The following is a 17,080-nucleotide window of genomic DNA, read 5'->3' on the forward strand; positions in this document are numbered from 1 at the left end:
AAATCTAAAATCAACACTCTGAAATCTAAAATTATTAATGTGCAGCCAGCCAGTCTTTACCCATTCCGAGTTCAACTTCTAAAGGAACGGCCATAGTAAAGGCGTTTTCCATTTCGTGTTTGATCATAGGCTGAATCTTCTCGAGTTCGTCGTTGTGAACATCGAACACAAGCTCATCATGCACCTGAAGCAGCATTTTGGATTTCCAGTTTTCTTCTTTTAGTTTTTTATGAATGTTGATCATGGCAATTTTGATCACATCGGCAGCGCTTCCCTGAATTGGTGCATTTACGGCATTTCGCTCGGCAGCACTTCTAACTACAGCATTTGCTGAATTAATGTCTTTTAGATAACGACGACGGCCCAAAATGGTTTGTACATATCCTTTTTCACGCGCAAATTCAATTTGTTCAGAAATATAAGATTTCAGTCTCGGGTAGGTTTTGTAATACGCCTCGATCAAAGCGGCGCTCTCGCTGCGGGATAACGAAGTCTGATTGCTCAGTCCGAAAGCAGAAACCCCATAGATAATTCCGAAGTTAACGGTTTTGGCGTTGCTTCTTTGTTCGCGGGAAACTTCATCCAGAGGCACATCAAAAACTTTAGCAGCGGTGGCTTTGTGAATGTCTTCTCCGTTTTTAAAAGCCGCAATCATATTTTCTTCACCACTTAAAGCGGCAATAATTCTTAATTCTATTTGCGAGTAATCGGCAGAGATTAAAGTGTAGTTTTCATCGCGTGCGACAAAAGCTTTACGAATCTGACGTCCTCTTTCAGTACGAATCGGAATGTTTTGTAAGTTCGGATTGTTAGAACTCAAACGTCCTGTAGCTGCAACGGTTTGCATATAATCGGTATGAACGCGTAATGTTTTTTTGTCTACTTGTTCCGGTAAAGCCAGTATGTAAGTACTTTGCAATTTCACCATCTGACGCCAGTCCAGAATTTGTTTTACGATAGGGTTGTCGTTGGCCAAATAAGTCAAAACCTCCTCGCCGGTTGCATATTGCCCGGTTTTGGTTTTCTTTTGCTTGGCTCCTCCAATTTTAAGTTTATCAAATAAAATATCACCCAACTGTTTCGGAGAAGCTAAGTTGAATTTTTCTCCGGCAGTTTCGTATATCTGCTGTTCTAAAGATTTGATCTCCACATCCATTTCTTTAGACATTGCATTTAAAAACTCTACATCCAGACGAATTCCTTCGGTTTCCATAGCTGCTAAAACGCTTACTAAAGGGATTTCGATTTCGTCAAACAGTTTTTTAGTCTCAGTTTTGTCTAATTCTGTAGTAAAAATTTCTTTTAACTGCAACGTAATATCAGCATCTTCGGCAGCATATTCCTTGATGTCTTCAAGTGCTACATCGCGCATTGTAATTTGATTTTTTCCTTTTTTACCAATCAGTTCTTCAATTGGTTTAGGGGCATATTTCAAATAGGTTTCTGATAAAACATCCATATTGTGACGCATGTCCGGATTGATCAGATAGTGCGCAATCATGGTATCAAAAAGTTTTCCTTTTACAGTAATGTCGTAATTGGAAAGGATTTTTAAATCGTATTTTAAATTCTGACCTATTTTTTCGATGTTTTCATTCTCAAAGAAAGGTCTGAATTTTTCAATTAAAGTCTGAGCTTCTTCCTGATTTTCCGGAAACGGAACGTAAAATGCTTTTCCTTTTTCATAAGAGAAGGCAATACCTACCAACTCGGCATGCAAAGCATCTAAACCTGTAGTTTCGGTATCAAAACAAACAGAAGTCTGGTTTTGCAGGTTTTGTAAAAGCAGTTTTATGCCAAGATCTCCCTGAATCGCCTGATAGGAGTGAGGCGTATTTTCGAGCGTATTGTAAAAAGAAGTTCGGGTTGTTTCTGTATTTTCTTCGGTAGCACCGCCTCCAAAAAGATCAAACTGATCTTCGTTTTTAGGCTGTGGTTTTTTGTATAATTTGGCATCAGAAACCGGAGCAGAAGCCGCTGATTCATTCCCGTTGCCTGTTTTAAACAAATTGTCAAACTGCTCTGCCATTCGTCTGAACTCAAGTTCCTGAAAAATAGCATCGGTTTTTTCAATATCAGGACGAACTAATTCGTAATCGTCTTCGTTAAATGTTACCGGACAGTCCAATAAAATGGTTGCCAGTTTTTTAGACAACAATCCTTTTTCTTTATTGGCCTCGATATTCTCTTTCATTTTTCCTTTTAGCTTATCAGTATTGGCTAATAGGTTTTCCATCGTTCCAAATTCTTTCAGAAGTTTTTTGGCGGTTACTTCACCCACTCCCGGAAGTCCCGGAATATTATCGGCAGCGTCACCCATCATTCCAAGGAAATCAATCACCTGTTCCGGACGCTCGATTTCAAATTTTGCCAAAACTTCAGGAACTCCCCAAATTTCAATTCCATTTCCCATACGGGCAGGTTTGTACATAAAGATATTTTCTGAAACCAATTGGGCAAAATCCTTATCCGGAGTCACCATAAAAACTTTATAATTTTCTTTCTCGGCTTGTTTGGCGATCGTTCCAATTAAATCATCGGCTTCAAAACCCGACACTTCAATAATTGGAATGTGCATGGCTTTCAATAATTCACATATATAAGGAACGGCAATTTTGATGGCTTCAGGTGTCACATCGCGATTGGCCTTGTATTCAGGGAATAATTCGTTTCGCAAATCGCTTCCGCCTTTGTCAAAAGCTACAGCCAGGTGATCCGGTTTTTCACGTTTGATCACATCTAAAAGCGAATTCATGAATCCCATGATCGCAGAGGTATCCATTCCTTTGGAGTTGATCCTTGGGTTTTTTATGAAGGCGTAGTAGCCGCGAAATATTAAAGCGTAAGCATCAAGTAAAAAAAGGCGTTTTTGTGACGACATATGTTCAGTTTATCAATTCAATTTTCAAAGTTACAAATATCGATATAATATTAGGACACAAATTAATTTGTTATTTGTTTTTCCTGATTATAGTAGGAAGGATTTAATTTTTTTTCTGTGAAGTTTAAAATAGAACTAAACCAGAAGGAAGGTTTTGTCGTAAGTAAATAAAAAACAATGTGTTATGAGAGAAAATTTATTTACACCGCGATCACTTTTTTTGATGGGATTAATGTCATTTTTAGGTGCATGTTCTAATGATGACGACAGAACTCCAATTCCACAGCCCGAACCAGAACCAATGCCTGGTACTGCCCCTCCGGTAGACTTTACCGCATTAAGTAATGATAACAAAGTTTTTTACTTTAATGCCAAAGATTTAAAAACTCCTGTTCGTTCCTATTCTATAACAGGGTTACAATCAGGCGAGAGTATCATTAGTATTGACTACAGACCAGCTACAGGCCAATTGTATGGATTGGGCTCTACCAGCAGATTATATACCATAAATGAAAGTTCGGGATTAGCAACAGCTTTAGGAACGGCATCTTTCTCTCCGGCAATTGAAGGAACATCGTCTTCTATAGATTTTAACCCCACGGTTGACAGGGTACGTCTGGTGTCTAATAACGGAAAAAATCTGAGATTGCATCCCGAACTCGGAACTGTAGCTGCAACCGACGGAAATATTAATGGGGTAGCGAATGCTCAGGTAGGAGCGATTGCTTATACCAATAGTCTTTCAGGAAGTACGACGACACAGCTTTTTGATATAGATTATGCTACGGATAAATTGTACTTGCAAAATCCCCCAAATGATGGAACTCTTCAGGAAGTAGGGAGCTTAAAGGTTGATTTTTCGGGAGTTGGAGGTTTTGATATACAGCCGGATTCGAATTTAGGAATAGCAGTAAACAATAAAAATAGCGAATCAAGATTATATACGATTAATTTAACGAATGGAGAAGCAACCTGGGTTGGGGTTTTTACACAGCAGATTGTTGAAGTAGCTTTTAAAACAAAACCTATCGCTTTCGCAACATCCGAAACAAACATTTTGTACCGATTTAATCCGGCTACAGGAACTTCAAATTCAGTTGCTCTGATAGGGATGAATTCAAGTGAGCAGGTGGTTGGTTTGGACTTCAGGCCTGCAAACGGAGCACTTTATGCCCTAACCAATCAAAGCAGACTGTTAACGATTAATTCTTCAAACGGACAGGTGACCGCTGTTGGTACTGGATTGTCTCCAACATTGTCCGGACAGAATTTTGGTTTTGATTTTAATCCAACGGTTGACAGAATACGTGTGGTAAGCAATACAGGGCAAAACCTCCGACTGCATCCGGATACAGGAGTAGTTGCGGCTACTGATGTTCTTCTTAATCCGGGGTCACCATCCGTTACAGCTGCCGCTTACACGAATAATTTTGCACAAGCTTCGACTACACAGTTATTTGTTATCGATTCCGGTACTAATAGTCTCTACCTTCAAAATCCGCCAAATAACGGAACTTTGGTGTTGGTGGGCAGTTTGGGAGTAATGACAACGGGAATGAACGGGTTTGATATAGGAGGGGCCAGTAATGAGGCGTTTGCAGTATTAACCGTTAGTGGTGTACAGTCGGTTTATAAGATTAATTTAACCACCGGTACAGCAACAAAAACAGTTGATTTTTCTCCGGCAGTTACTTCGATGACTTTAGGATTGGGCTTTTAAAAGATAGAATAAAATATACATGCGATAAAGCGACAGGATATTCCGGTCGCTTTTTTTATAAATTAAAGTTAAAATTTTAATAGGGCATGATTTCTTCATTTTGTCTTCATATTGCAGGGGTAAATTTGATCTGTAAAATAAAAGGTATTAATATAAAATTTTAGAAATCATGAGAAATTTATTGATGTTGCTAGTGGCAGTTTTAGGAACAAGTGTTATGGTAAGTGCATTTCCAGCTAAAGGTATTAAACCGGCTCCGGCTAAAGAAGTAAAAGCGACAAAACACCCTAAGCATAAAATGGATAAAAAAGCGAAAGCAGTAAAAACTGCAGCGCCAAAAGCAGAAGCTCCAAAAGACAAAAAATAAGACAATAAAAGTGTAAAACAAAAGAACTATTTAAAACAAAAGTTATGAAAAATCTAATGATGTTACTCGTGGCAGTTTTGGGAACAAGTGTAATGGTTAGCGCGCAAACAGCTCCGGCAAAGCCAACTCCTGTAAAAGAAGTAAAAGCAACTAAGCACCACAAAAACAAAGCCGATAAAAAAATGAAAGCGGAAAAAAGCGAAGCTCCAAAAGCAGAAACAACTAAAATGAAGTAGTAAAAATTGTTTTCGTTTTGCTTACGGAAAATTGTAAACGAGGCAAAACAGAAGTAATGATTATGGAGAATGAGGTTGAAGAGAGCTGGTAAAGAAATTTACTGGCTTTTTTTATTCGTTAAATTTTTTAATAATGCGCAACGATGCTTTTTATAATTGCTTAAATTTAGTTGCGCTTAAAAGCTGTATTATGAATATTTTAATTGTTGAAGATACTAAAGAACTTGCGGTAGAAGTTTATGATTTTCTGTGTAATGCAGGTTACGTTTGTAAAATTGTTCACAATTGTGGTGACGCTTTAGAAGAAGTAAACAGCAACGATTACGACGCTATGCTGCTGGATCTTGGTTTGCCTGACGGAGATGGATTTGAAGTGCTGAAAACCGTTCGGAAAACCAAATCGAAAATGGCTGTTATTGTGCTTACTGCCCGCGGTGAACTCGATGACAGAATAAACGGTTTGCATTTGGGTGCCGATGATTATCTGACAAAACCGTTTGCGCTCACCGAACTTAGTGCGCGATTGTTTGCCGTCATTCGCAGGATGCATGGTTTTACTTTGAACAATTTAAGCATTCATGGTTTTTTACTGCAGCTTCAGGATTACAAAGTAAGTTATAATGAAACGCCTATCAATCTCACCAAAAAGGAGTTTGATATTTTTCAATATTTGGTTCTCAATAAAAACAGAGTCATTACCCGATTGCAATTGACAGAGCATATTTGGGGAGACATTCTCGAGGTCAATTCCGATTCTAATTTTATTGATGTTCATGTTCGGAACCTTCGAAAAAAACTGGACAAACATACCGAAATTGACTGGTTTGAAACGGTCAGAAATGTTGGGTATCGTATAAACGAATAAAGAATAACGACTGTGAAAATAAAACATCAACTGGCTATTTTTAATGCGCTGACAAGACTGTTGGTTATTTTAATTTTATGGCTGATGCTGCCTATTTTGGTTGAAAATGTGGTGTACCGACATATTAATAACGGCCTGCTCGAAAAGAAACAGAAGTTTATCGAACATTTGAATCAGAATGAGATTGATGATTTTATGGAGAATTCAGGAGATTCGACTGAAACCTACTCGCAGTTTTCAACCCTTCACAGTGAGTTTCTGGTACTTTCAAAGTCTTCAGTGAAACCCGATCAGAAAAAGCCTGTTTTTAGTAATGACTATCGGATTATCGAAGGAGAAGAGAACGAATACCGAATTTTGCAGTATCATTTTACTTATGGAAATCAGGATTATCAGCTCGAAATTGGAAGCAGTTTGGGGGAAGTAAAAGACCTTACTTTTATCATTCGCTTTTTTATCATAATTGTTTTTGTGGTTATATTGCTGATTACTTTTTTAGCGGATACTTTTTACATCGAATATTTACTCAAGCCTTTTTATAAAATTATTGACACTAAAATAAGGCGGGTCAATGAGCCTGAAGCCTTTGATCATACCCCAATAAAAGCCAGATCACGGGATTTCAGAGAGCTTGATTTTGTTTTAAATCAGATGATGGACCGTATTGCGGAGCTTTTTAAAAAAGAGAAACAGTTTATTTCAAATGTTTCGCACGAGCTTCTAACGCCAATTGCTCTGCTTAAAAGCAAGTTTGAGAACTTATTGCAAAACGAATCTCTGGATGATAATGCATTTGATAAAATTGCAGGGTCGTTGAAAACATTAGACATGCTCAAAAAAATCATCAACAATTTATTGCTGATTTCCAGAATAGAGAACAATCAGTATGAAGCCATCGAGCATATCAATTTTCATGAGATTGTAGATGATCTGCACGAGGATTTGCAGGACCGAATTGAGGACAGGGAAATTCAGTTTCTGAATAAGATGCAGCATCATTATGTCTTCACAGGAAATAAAACGCTGATTCATATTCTCATTTACAACTTGGTGACCAATGCTATAAAATACAATAAACCACAGGGCAGTATTACGATAACGGACGGTTTCAACCAGCCTAACTATTTTATTTCGATAACAGATTCCGGTGTTGGAATGAATGATTCTCAAATCGAACAGATCTTCAACAGGTTTGCCAGAATCAGTTCAGATCAGGACGGTCAGGGCTTGGGGCTTGCTATTGCCGAAAGTATCGCTTCTTTTCATCATATCGAAATTAAGGTGACTTCTGTAGTAAATGCAGGAACCACTTTTACCTTGTTGTTTCCGGAAACGGGAAAACACAATTAAAAGTTAATTTTTTCAGAAGACCCCAATCTTCATTTAATCTTCATTTTCCGATTCTATCTTTGAGGTATAATAAATGAAGATATTAATAATCATAAAAACTAAAATCATGAGAAAATTAGTAATGTTAGCAGTAGCTGTTTTAGGAACAACTGCAATGGTAAGCGCGCAAACAACCCCAGCAAAATCAGCCCCTGTAAAAGAAGCAAAAGCGCCTAAAAAAGACAAAAAAGCGGATAAAAAAGCGAAAAAAGAAGCAGCAGCTAAACCCGAAGCAGCAAAAGCTCAAAAATAAAACAACATAGTTTACTGTGGTAGACCTGTTGTGGATTATAAAAGGTTTTAAAAAATTTGGTAGAAAAAAAGCTGATAGAGAAATCTGTCAGCTTTTTGTTATTAGCAGCGTTAAATTTTTGATAATAAAAAGCCATACAATTTTCATTCTTTGTTACTTTGCTTAAAACTATAAATAATGATCCTTAAGTTTCTAATTCTTTGCGCTCTTCTTCTATTTATTGAGTTCTATGCGTATCAGGCCTTTCGCACTTTGATCAAATTAAGATGGGTGTTGGTAGGGTATCAAATTATAAGTTTACTGCTTTTAATTTTTATCATGTATTCTTTTTCACAGGTTGACCGCTCCGTTGGACAAACGAGACAGTTTATGTTTACGACCGGTTTGATGCTGTTGGTTTATGTGCCAAAAATTGTACTGACACTAATCATGTTTGGCGAAGACATTTTTAGATTGGGAGCAGGAATAGTAAATTATTTTGTTTACAATTCAAGCGGTTCAGAGGCTATTCCGTCAAGGCGAAAATTCATCAGTCAGATTGGTTTGGGATTGGCAGCAGTTCCTTTTCTGTCTTTGATTTATGGAATTTTTGAAGGGAAATATAACTTTAAAGTAATCAAACAAACCATCTTTTTCCCGGATCTTCCGGATGCTTTTGATGGGTTTAAAATTACTCAGATTTCCGACGTTCATAGCGGAAGTTTTGACAATCCGGATAAAATCAATTATGCCATTGACCTGATCAATGCTCAGGAAGCCGATTTAATTTTGTTTACCGGAGATATTGTCAACACCCATGCTAAAGAAATGCATCCCTGGCTGGAAACCTTTAAAAGAATAAAGAATTATAAATATGGGAAATTCTCCGTTTTAGGAAACCATGATTATGGCGAATATGTAACCTGGCCTTCTGAAAAAGAAAAAGACGAGAACTTCAAAGAAATTAAGAATCTTTATGGTCAGATAGGATTCGACCTTTTGTTAAACGAACACCGATACATTCAAAAAGGTGATGACAAAATTGCACTGATTGGGGTAGAAAACTGGGGAGAGAATTTTAAAAAGGCAGGAGATTTAAACAAAGCCTCTCAGAATGTCACTCAGGACGATTTTAAAGTGGTGATGAGCCATGATCCGACGCACTGGGAATACGAAATTAAAAATCATCCGAAAAAGTTTCATTTAACACTGTCAGGACATACACATGGCATGCAATTTGGGATAGAAATTCCGGGTTATTTTAAATGGAGCCTTGCGCAGTATATCTATAAGCAGTGGGCAGGGTTGTATGAAAATGCAGGCCGATACGTTTATGTGAATCGTGGATTTGGTTTTCACGCTTATCCGGGGCGTGTAGGGATTATGCCCGAAATAACCGTGATTGAACTAAAAAAAGGGAACAATGTGGCTTAATTCGTTAAAAATGCTACATTTGTATATAATTATCTCTTTTTAAAAGATTAAAAAAGAATTAAATTTTTGGTTTTATGTCAAAATTTGGAGAACTTATAAATGCTCAAGTTCCAGTGTTGATTGATTTTTACACCGATTGGAACGAATCATCTGTATCAATGCATCCTGTAATTAAGGATGTTGCGGCTGCACTTGGCGATAAAGCCAAGGTGATCAAAATTGATGTGGATAAAAATCAGGAATTAGCAGAAGCACTACGTATTAAGGGACTTCCTACTTTAATGATTTATAAAGAAGGGCAAATGATCTGGAGACAATCCGGAGAACTTGATGCAAATACCATTATAGGAATTGTCCAGGAACAATTTAGTTTATAGAATAACGAACTTCTTAAGGATATTATTTAATGAATAATATCAAATGTATACCCATTCTCTTTTAAAAAATGTAACGTTTTAGGCAGGGCAAATTTTAAATTTGGTGATGCTTTTATACTGTCATGGAATACAATTACACTTCCTGATTTTACATTTTTAGTTACATTTTCAAGACATTTCTCGGGAGTAATACTCTGATCGAAATCGGCGCTTAAAACGTCCCACATGATGATTTTGTACCCTAATTTTCTCAGGATTTTAGATTGTGCTTTTTTGATTTTCCCGTAGGGCGGGCGAAAGATAAGGTTGCACGTTTTTTCCTCTTTCAGAACGGCAGCGCAATGTTGCACATTTTGAATATAGTCATCGGTGTGGCTTTTCCAGCCATTAACGTGATTCATGGTATGGTTGCCAATGGAATGCCCTTCTGTGATTAATTTTTCAAACAAAGACAAGTTGGCTTTGATGTTTTTTCCAATACAGAAGAAAGTAGCTTTTGCATCAAACTTCTTTAATTCAGATAAAACCCAGTCTGTAATCTCCGGAGTTGGGCCATCGTCAAAGGTGAGGTATATTTTCTTTTCGTTGTTTGGAATGTCCCAACAGTACTTAGAAAATACCCTTTTGATGAATGAATTTGTTTTTACCCAGTAAAAGCTCATTGTGTAGTGATTTACAGATATGTAAAATTAAAAAATGCAGCGCTACTAATCAAGCTGCGCTGCATTTTTTTAATTGCTATGTTTTTCGTATCTTATTCTTTTTCTCTTCCAAAGCGTTCGAAAACATTTACATAAGTATTAAAAGTTACTTTATGTTTTTCGTAAAAAGCAAGATCCTTGTTCTCTTTCATCACTTGTAATAAGCTTCTGTAGCGCTCGATGTCTGTAATGATATCAATCGCTAAGTCGGTTTGATCACCAGGCGTCAGAGTGGCATAATAGTTTAGTTCTTCTTTGTATTTCTGAACCAACTGGTTAAGCAAATCATGTGCTTTGGCAGTTTCTCCTACTTTGTAATATCCTCCTGCGAAAGGTTCTACTAAAGAGTAATAACCAAATTTGTCTACAGGCATTTTTGTCATGGCCAGTTCGATCACTTTTTTCGCTTTATCGGTTTTGCCTTCAACAATAAGCTGATTCATTAAACGGGATAAATTGGTACGGTAGGTGATGCTGTTTCTTCTGGTTTCAGGATCATGGTAAATGTTACCATTGCTGTTACCCCAGTCCCATTTCATTACAATATCGTAAGTTTTGTCAGCATCCATTTGTCCCATATCCATTGGACCTCCGTCTTTTGAAGGTACATTTTTAATAGGAACTAATTTGTAAACCATTCCGTCCAGCTGCAAATAGTCTTTTAACCATAAATAGTCTTCATCGTCAAAAGCGCCTCCGCTAAAATAAATTGGTCTTTTCCAATTGTTATTAGCCAGGATGTCCAGCATCATTAAACGGTTTTTGTACAAGGCACTTCCTTTGATGTCAATATCCATATAAGAAACGATAGAATCGTTGTATTTTGGATTAACGACTTTGTTTTTGATGATGACATTTTTGTCTATAGGAACTCTGATTTTGTTCGTAGGATAAAAATGAATCGTTTGTCCGTTTTGTAAACCTACAGTTGATTTTGGATTTTTAATAAAATCAATAAAGTCCTTGATGTTCCAGCGGGTATCAATTTTAGGAATATGCGCTACATAATCCAATTTGTCACCCACATATTGATCGTGTGTAAAAGAAATTGGCAACGGATCAGACTCGTATGCTTTTGCTTTCATTTGATCGATATACCAGTCGGTCATAAACAGGCTGGTGTTTACGATTTTAACATCCGTTCTGATGTGTTCAATTTCCTGAGCATACCAAAGCGGGAAGGTATCGTTGTCTCCAATGGTAAATAAAATTGCATTTTTGTCGCAGGAGTTCAAATAAGCTTTTGCCATTGCAACAGCCGTGTATCTTCCTGAACGGTCGTGATCGTCCCAGTTTTGAGAAGCCATTAAAATAGGTGCGGCTAGTAAACTTGCAGCAATAATAACCGGGCCGGCAATTTTAGGGGCAACATATTTCTGGATGCTTTCGTAGAGCGAATAAACGCCAAATCCAATCCAGATGGCAAACACATAAAAAGAGCCTACTAAGGCATAATCTCTTTCACGAGGCTCAAAAGGTCTCTCGTTTAAGTATATTTTTAAAGCAATTCCGGTAAATAAGAATAAAGCTAAAAGAACATAGAAGCTTTTTAAGTCTTTATTGGCATGGTACATTAACCCGATAAGTCCCAAAATAAACGGCAAGAAGTAATAAACGTTTCTTCCTTTGTTGTTGGTTACATCAGCAGGTAAATTGTCCTGAGAGCCAAGGTGTAAAGAGTCAAGGGCTTTGATTCCGCTAATCCAGTTTCCGTCAATATTGTCGTATTTTCCTTGATTGTCACTCTGACGTCCAACGAAATTCCACATCAAATATCTCCAGTACATATATCCAAATTGGTATTCGAACATGAAGCTAAAATTGTCTACAGCAGTTGGCTTCTCGATGATTAGATAGTCACCATAGCTTCTTAAGAATTTTACGTAACCTTCGTTGTCAATTTGTTTTTGAGCATACGCTTTTCTGAATTCTGAAACTGTTTTTTCAACTTCATTACGCAATTGTGCGGTAGCTTTGTTGTATTCCTCTTCGCTTAACTGACTGGCATCGATTCCGTATTTCCCTAAATCCTGCTCGTAGTCATAATTTGGGTTAATTTTGAATTGAGGAGGGTTAGTGAAATTGATATAGTTTTGAATGTGCCCTGTTTCGGTACTCCACATTCTAGGCAGAATCGTTTTTTGATTGTCGTCTGAATTTTGTTGAGCGTTTTTGTAATTATTGGTAATGATATATTTACCGTTTTATAATCTCTTTCGTAGTTAGGAGCTTTATCTGAATACGGATTTTTAGCATCAAGACCTGCAAAAACTTCGGTGTACTGAGGGCCATAAAACAACGGATTTACACCGTACTGTTCACGATTGTAGTAAGCAAGTACTTCGGCAGCATCAGACGGTTTATTTTCGTTAATTACAGTATTGGCATTCGCACGAACAGGAAGCATGATCCAGGTAGAGAATCCGATTAAAATAAATAGAACACAAAGAATAACCGTATTGTAAAAAATCAATCCTTTTTGTTTGGTGAATTTTAATCCAAAATAGAAGAAAGCGATTAGAATAAGCGTTACAAAAATAGTTCCTGAGTTAAAAGGCAGTCCAAAACTATTTACCATGAAAACTTCAGTATCTGCAAAGGCTGCCATAGTTAATGGTAAAAGCAATTTGAAGATGAAAAGCAAAACACCAATTACCACAACATTGGCAATAAGGAAGTTTTTGATCGTAACTTTTTCGTAATGTTTGAAATAATAAAGGAATCCGATAGAAGGAATGGTTAATAAAGCCATAAAGTGAACTCCAAACGAAAGTCCGATAACAAGAGAGATGATTAAAAGCCATTTGTTTCCTTTTGGCTGGTCCATATCCTGCTCCCAACGCAAACCAAGCCAGAAAAGCAAGGCAATTAATAAGGAGGCCATGGCATAAACTTCGGCTTCAACGGCATTAAACCAGAAACTGTCAGAGAAAGTATAGGCAAGGGCTCCAACAAATGAACTTCCTAAAATAACAATTGAATTGTTTTGGTCGATTTCGGCAAAACGCCCTACAATTTTTTTCAAAATCATAGAAGAAGACCAAAACATAAACAGGATCGTAAAGGCACTTGAGAAAACCGACATCATATTAACCATTACCGCTACATGTTGTGCATCTGTCGCAAACATCGCGAAAAAAGCACCCATCATTTGAAATAAAGGAGCTCCGGGTGGGTGGCCTACTTCCAGTTTAGCTGCGGTGGCGATATACTCTCCGCAATCCCAAAAACTCATAGTAGGTTCAACGGTTAAGGTATAGGTAATTAAAGCGATTGCAAATGCAAACCAACCAACAATAGTATTCCATTTATTGAAATTGAATTGTGCCATATTTAGGTGTTAAAATTTTGTAATTTTTCTATCGTACAAAGAAAATGTTTTTTTGTTTAAAGAAACGAGCATTAACAAAAAAAACTGTAAAAGTATTTGTTTGAAGTAAGGTGTTGTTTGTGAAATACTTGTGCAAACGTTACGGATTTTGAAGAAAAAAAAACAGCAAAAAATGATTTTTTTTCTTCAAAAAGCTTGTGCGAACTAAAAAAAGCTTTAAATTTGCACTCGCTTAACCGCTTTTACTGGTCTATGGTGTAATGGTAACACAACTGTTTTTGGTGCAGTCTTTCTAGGTTCGAGTCCTAGTAGACCAACGTAAAGCCTCTCATTCGAGAGGCTTTTTTTATGCCCTGATGTTTCGGTCCGTTTTAAGATGTGGGCAAAAGTTGGGGTTTAGAAAAAAATAAGCAAGAGGGTAAAAATAAATCTGGGTTTCTTGTTGTTTTGAGCAAGAAGCTGACTTTGTGAGGTTTGTGTGGGTTTTTGAGGTGAAAAGGAAAGCGGGAGAGTGGAAAAAGGTGTAGTAGTACGATTCGCTAATTCTTAAATATTCATTTTTTGTTAAAAAAAGTTTGCGTAAACTAAAAAAAGTTTTAATTTTGCACTCGCTTAATCGCACTGCTGGTCTATGGTGTAATGGTAACACAACTGTTTTTGGTGCAGTCTTTCTAGGTTCGAGTCCTAGTAGACCAACATAAAAAGCCTCTCATTCGAGAGGCTTTTTTTTATGCTTTAGTTTTTCTGAAAGTGCCGGATTGTAAAATTTGTCAGCTGGACTCTTTTAGATTTTGAATGTAAGTACTGGTCTGATCGCGTGATTGACTAATCCTTCGCTAATGCTTCCGTTGAAAAAGTGTGCAAAACCGGTTCTTCCGTGTGTGCACATTCCGATGATGTCGGCATTAATGCTGTTGGCGAAATTGATGATTCCTTTTTCGATGTTGGTGTCGTTGTAGATTTGAGCCGTGTAATTGTTGAGATCAAATTTGGAGACAAAAGCATCTATGGTTTGCTGAACTTCGTGAGTGGGTTTGAAGCTGTTGGGAGTGCAGATGGTGACTAAGTGTATTTTTGAATCGAAAATTTTGGTTAATTTCAGGAATTTTTCAAAAGGTTTTTTGGCTTCCTCTGAGAAATCTGAAGCGAAAACAATATCGGAAGCGCTAAAATTGGTGATGTTTTTTTTGATTACCAGGACTGGGGTTTCGGAATTTCGAACTACTTTTTCGGTATTGGAGCCAATTAAGAGTTCTTCGATGCCGGATGATCCGTGTGATCCCATTATAATTAAATCAATTTCGTATTCTTTGCTTACCTGAGTGATGCCGTGAATCGGTTTGTCTATTTTTACAATTTCGGTAACCGGAATCCCGTCCAGATAAGGTTTCGAGGAAATTTGATCGAGCATTTCGTTGGCTTTTTTCATAAAAAGCATGGTTTCCGGAATGCTTGTACCGCCCAGAACTGCGTCGTTCATTTGGCTTGGTAATTCGAGCATGTGTAAAATGATAATCTCAGAATTGTTTTTCTTTGCAATCTGAGAAGCGACTTTTAAAGCGTCTTCCGCATGTTCGGAGAAGTCGGTAGGAACTAGGATTCGTTTCATGGTGTTTTAGGGCTTGAATAGTTAAAAATCGATTATTTTTATGTATTTATAAAGATAAGAAATATTTTTAGGGCAATCTATTTATTTTGATTTATAAAAAAAACACTATATTTGCACCGTTATTTATTAAAATCTAAATAATGAGGGGACTAAGTGTCCCCTCTTTTTATAAAATTATGACATTTAAAGAAAAAGTAAACGGATTAATTACAGAAGCACTTCTGGAAAAGCCATCGATCTTTTTGATTGATCTGGCTGTGTCAGACTCTTTTAAGGTTAGTGTTGGTTTAGATGGTGATAATGGAGTGGCGCTGCAGGATTGTATTGATGTAAGTCGTGCAATCGAGAATAATCTGGATCGTGAAGAGCAGGATTTTTCGCTTGAAGTAGCCTCTGTTGGAGTAGGGTCACCTTTGAAAATGACAAGACAATACATCAAAAATATTGGTAGAACGTTGATTGTTACTACAAATACTGAAAAAATTGAAGCAGAATTGGTGGAAGCTAACGATGTTTTTATAATTTTGTCTTGGAAAGCAAGAGAACCGAAAAAAGTAGGAAAAGGAAAAGAAACAGTTCAAAAAGAGCAACAAATACCTTATACAGAAATTAAAGAGGCAATTGTTACAGTAACATTTTAATTAAAGAATTCGCATGGAAAATTTAGCATTAATCGATTCATTCTCAGAGTTTAAAGATAATAAACTTATTGATCGTGTAACGCTTATGGCAATTTTAGAGGACGTGTTTAGAAATGCATTGAAGAAAAAATACGGTTCTGATGATAACTTCGACATCATTATAAATCCTGATAAAGGAGATATGGAGATCTGGAGAAGAAGAGTAATTGTTGCTGATGAGGATCTGGATTTTGAAAACGAAGAGATTACTTTAACTGAAGCAAGAATGATTGAAGCTGATTTTGAAATCGGTGAAGAGGTTTCTGAAGAGGTAAAATTGATTGATTTAGGAAGAAGAGCTATTTTGGCTTTGCGTCAAAACTTAATATCTAAAATTCACGAACACGATAATACAAATCTTTACAAGCAATTTAAAGATATTATCGGTGATATTTATACTGCCGAAGTACACCACGTACGTCCAAGAGTTGTAATTTTGGTCGATGATGAAGGAAATGAGATTGTGCTTCCAAAAGAAAAACAAATTCCATCTGACTTTTTCCGTAAAGGAGATAATGTTCGTGGAATTATTGAAAGCGTTGAATTGAAAGGAAACAAACCTCAAATTATCATGTCAAGAACTTCTGAGAAGTTTTTGGAGAAATTGTTTGAGCAGGAAATTCCTGAAGTATTCGACGGTTTAATTACAGTGAAAAATGTAGTGCGTATCCCGGGTGAAAAAGCAAAAGTAGCGGTAGATTCTTACGATGACAGAATTGATCCGGTTGGAGCTTGTGTGGGTATGAAAGGATCTCGTATTCACGGAATCGTTCGTGAGTTAGGAAACGAAAACATTGATGTAATTAACTATACAAACAATATTCAATTGTTTATTACAAGAGCCTTGAGTCCTGCTAAAGTTTCGTCTATCAAAATTGACGAAGAAAATAAAAGAGCTGAAGTTTTCTTGAAGTTAGAAGAAGTTTCTAAAGCAATTGGTAGAGGAGGTCATAATATAAAATTAGCAGGTCAGTTAACGGGTTACGAGTTAGATGTTATCAGAGAAGGTGATGTTGCTAGTGGCGAAGACGATGACGTTGAATTAACTGAGTTTTCAGATGAAATTGAAGGCTGGGTTATCGAAGAATTTGCAAAAATTGGTTTAGATACAGCTAGAAGTATCTTAAAGCAAGAAGTAGAAGATTTAGTAAGAAGAACAGATTTAGAAGAGGAAACGATTCTTGATGTTATGAAAATACTAAAAGAAGAGTTTGATAGCTAGTTATCTGCTCTAACAACACAACGAAAAAGGTAATAA

Annotated in this window: 13 protein-coding genes, 2 tRNA genes and 1 pseudogene; 12 read left to right on the forward strand and 4 right to left on the reverse strand. The window is 36.8% G+C overall.

What is annotated here, in order from left to right:
• Positions 1–34: 34 nt before the first annotated feature.
• Positions 35–2,881: a DNA polymerase I gene (gene polA, locus OLM61_RS10640; protein ID WP_264526306.1), complete on the reverse strand. Its 2,847-nt coding sequence runs from the start codon at positions 2,879–2,881 to the stop codon at positions 35–37.
• 184 nt (positions 2,882–3,065) lie between these two features.
• Between polA and OLM61_RS10645 the strand changes: the two genes are divergently transcribed.
• The 8 genes from OLM61_RS10645 (at position 3,066) to OLM61_RS10680 (ending at position 9,501) form a co-directional block, all read left to right on the forward strand.
• Positions 3,066–4,601 (forward strand): DUF4394 domain-containing protein, encoded by a 1,536-nt coding sequence (locus tag OLM61_RS10645; RefSeq protein WP_264526307.1) that lies wholly within the window; start codon positions 3,066–3,068, stop codon positions 4,599–4,601.
• A 169-nt stretch (positions 4,602–4,770) separates the two neighbouring features.
• Positions 4,771–4,968, forward strand: a complete 198-nt coding sequence (locus OLM61_RS10650) for a hypothetical protein (RefSeq protein WP_264526308.1) — start codon at positions 4,771–4,773, stop codon at positions 4,966–4,968.
• A 44-nt stretch (positions 4,969–5,012) separates the two neighbouring features.
• Positions 5,013–5,204, forward strand: a complete 192-nt coding sequence (locus OLM61_RS10655) for a hypothetical protein (protein WP_264526309.1) — start codon at positions 5,013–5,015, stop codon at positions 5,202–5,204.
• Between the two features lie 190 nt (positions 5,205–5,394).
• Positions 5,395–6,069, forward strand: a complete 675-nt coding sequence (locus OLM61_RS10660) for a response regulator transcription factor (RefSeq protein WP_264526310.1) — start codon at positions 5,395–5,397, stop codon at positions 6,067–6,069.
• Positions 6,070–6,081: 12 nt separating this feature from the next.
• Positions 6,082–7,419, forward strand: coding sequence for a sensor histidine kinase (locus OLM61_RS10665; RefSeq protein WP_264526311.1), 1,338 nt, complete (start codon positions 6,082–6,084; stop codon positions 7,417–7,419).
• Positions 7,420–7,525: 106 nt separating this feature from the next.
• Positions 7,526–7,711, forward strand: coding sequence for a hypothetical protein (locus tag OLM61_RS10670; RefSeq protein ID WP_173964126.1), 186 nt, complete (start codon positions 7,526–7,528; stop codon positions 7,709–7,711).
• Positions 7,712–7,888: 177 nt separating this feature from the next.
• Positions 7,889–9,124 (forward strand): metallophosphoesterase, encoded by a 1,236-nt coding sequence (locus OLM61_RS10675; RefSeq protein WP_264526312.1) that lies wholly within the window; start codon positions 7,889–7,891, stop codon positions 9,122–9,124.
• Between the two features lie 74 nt (positions 9,125–9,198).
• Positions 9,199–9,501, forward strand: a complete 303-nt coding sequence (locus OLM61_RS10680) for a thioredoxin family protein (RefSeq protein ID WP_007803883.1) — start codon at positions 9,199–9,201, stop codon at positions 9,499–9,501.
• Between the two features lie 26 nt (positions 9,502–9,527).
• Here the strand turns inward: OLM61_RS10680 and OLM61_RS10685 are convergent, their stop codons facing one another.
• Entirely contained in the window at positions 9,528–10,163 is a 636-nt protein-coding gene (locus OLM61_RS10685; RefSeq protein WP_264526313.1) for a polysaccharide deacetylase family protein, read from the reverse strand.
• Between the two features lie 92 nt (positions 10,164–10,255).
• Positions 10,256–13,533, reverse strand: a pseudogene (locus tag OLM61_RS10690) (protein O-mannosyl-transferase family).
• Positions 13,534–13,779: 246 nt separating this feature from the next.
• Between OLM61_RS10690 and OLM61_RS10695 the strand changes: the two are divergent.
• Both OLM61_RS10695 and OLM61_RS10700 read left to right on the forward strand, forming a co-directional pair.
• Positions 13,780–13,850, forward strand: a tRNA-Gln gene (locus tag OLM61_RS10695).
• A 308-nt stretch (positions 13,851–14,158) separates the two neighbouring features.
• A tRNA-Gln gene (locus OLM61_RS10700) sits at positions 14,159–14,229 on the forward strand.
• Positions 14,230–14,317: 88 nt separating this feature from the next.
• On the opposite strand, the gene OLM61_RS10705 is transcribed toward OLM61_RS10700, so the two are convergent.
• Positions 14,318–15,142, reverse strand: a complete 825-nt coding sequence (locus OLM61_RS10705; RefSeq protein WP_264526314.1) for a universal stress protein — start codon at positions 15,140–15,142, stop codon at positions 14,318–14,320.
• Positions 15,143–15,318: 176 nt separating this feature from the next.
• On the opposite strand from OLM61_RS10705, the gene rimP reads away from it, so the two are divergent.
• Together rimP and nusA are read left to right on the forward strand one after the other, a co-directional pair.
• Positions 15,319–15,783 carry a ribosome assembly cofactor RimP gene (gene rimP, locus OLM61_RS10710; RefSeq protein WP_264526315.1) on the forward strand — a complete coding sequence of 155 codons (465 nt, stop codon included), beginning with the start codon at positions 15,319–15,321 and terminating at the stop codon, positions 15,781–15,783.
• Positions 15,784–15,796: 13 nt separating this feature from the next.
• Entirely contained in the window at positions 15,797–17,044 is a 1,248-nt protein-coding gene (nusA, locus tag OLM61_RS10715) for a transcription termination factor NusA (protein WP_099710734.1), read from the forward strand.
• The last annotated feature ends 36 nt before the right edge of the window (positions 17,045–17,080 follow it).

This window comes from Flavobacterium sp. N502536 (assembly GCF_025947345.1).
GTDB lineage: Bacteria > Bacteroidota > Bacteroidia > Flavobacteriales > Flavobacteriaceae > Flavobacterium.

Bases quoted from the DNA above. Each gene is read 5' to 3' on its own strand.
- OLM61_RS10705 (WP_264526314.1), bottom strand. From the start codon at position 15,142: ATGAAACGAATCCTAGTTCCTACCGACTTCTCCGAACATGCGGAAGAC.
- OLM61_RS10685 (WP_264526313.1), bottom strand. From the start codon at position 10,163: ATGAGCTTTTACTGGGTAAAAACAAATTCATTCATCAAAAGGGTATTT.
- nusA (WP_099710734.1), top strand. From the start codon at position 15,797: ATGGAAAATTTAGCATTAATCGATTCATTCTCAGAGTTTAAAGATAAT.
- OLM61_RS10655 (WP_264526309.1), top strand. From the start codon at position 5,013: ATGAAAAATCTAATGATGTTACTCGTGGCAGTTTTGGGAACAAGTGTA.
- OLM61_RS10680 (WP_007803883.1), top strand. From the start codon at position 9,199: ATGTCAAAATTTGGAGAACTTATAAATGCTCAAGTTCCAGTGTTGATT.
- OLM61_RS10645 (WP_264526307.1), top strand. From the start codon at position 3,066: ATGAGAGAAAATTTATTTACACCGCGATCACTTTTTTTGATGGGATTA.
- rimP (WP_264526315.1), top strand. From the start codon at position 15,319: ATGACATTTAAAGAAAAAGTAAACGGATTAATTACAGAAGCACTTCTG.
- OLM61_RS10660 (WP_264526310.1), top strand. From the start codon at position 5,395: ATGAATATTTTAATTGTTGAAGATACTAAAGAACTTGCGGTAGAAGTT.
- polA (WP_264526306.1), bottom strand. From the start codon at position 2,881: ATGTCGTCACAAAAACGCCTTTTTTTACTTGATGCTTACGCTTTAATA.
- OLM61_RS10650 (WP_264526308.1), top strand. From the start codon at position 4,771: ATGAGAAATTTATTGATGTTGCTAGTGGCAGTTTTAGGAACAAGTGTT.
- OLM61_RS10670 (WP_173964126.1), top strand. From the start codon at position 7,526: ATGAGAAAATTAGTAATGTTAGCAGTAGCTGTTTTAGGAACAACTGCA.
- OLM61_RS10675 (WP_264526312.1), top strand. From the start codon at position 7,889: ATGATCCTTAAGTTTCTAATTCTTTGCGCTCTTCTTCTATTTATTGAG.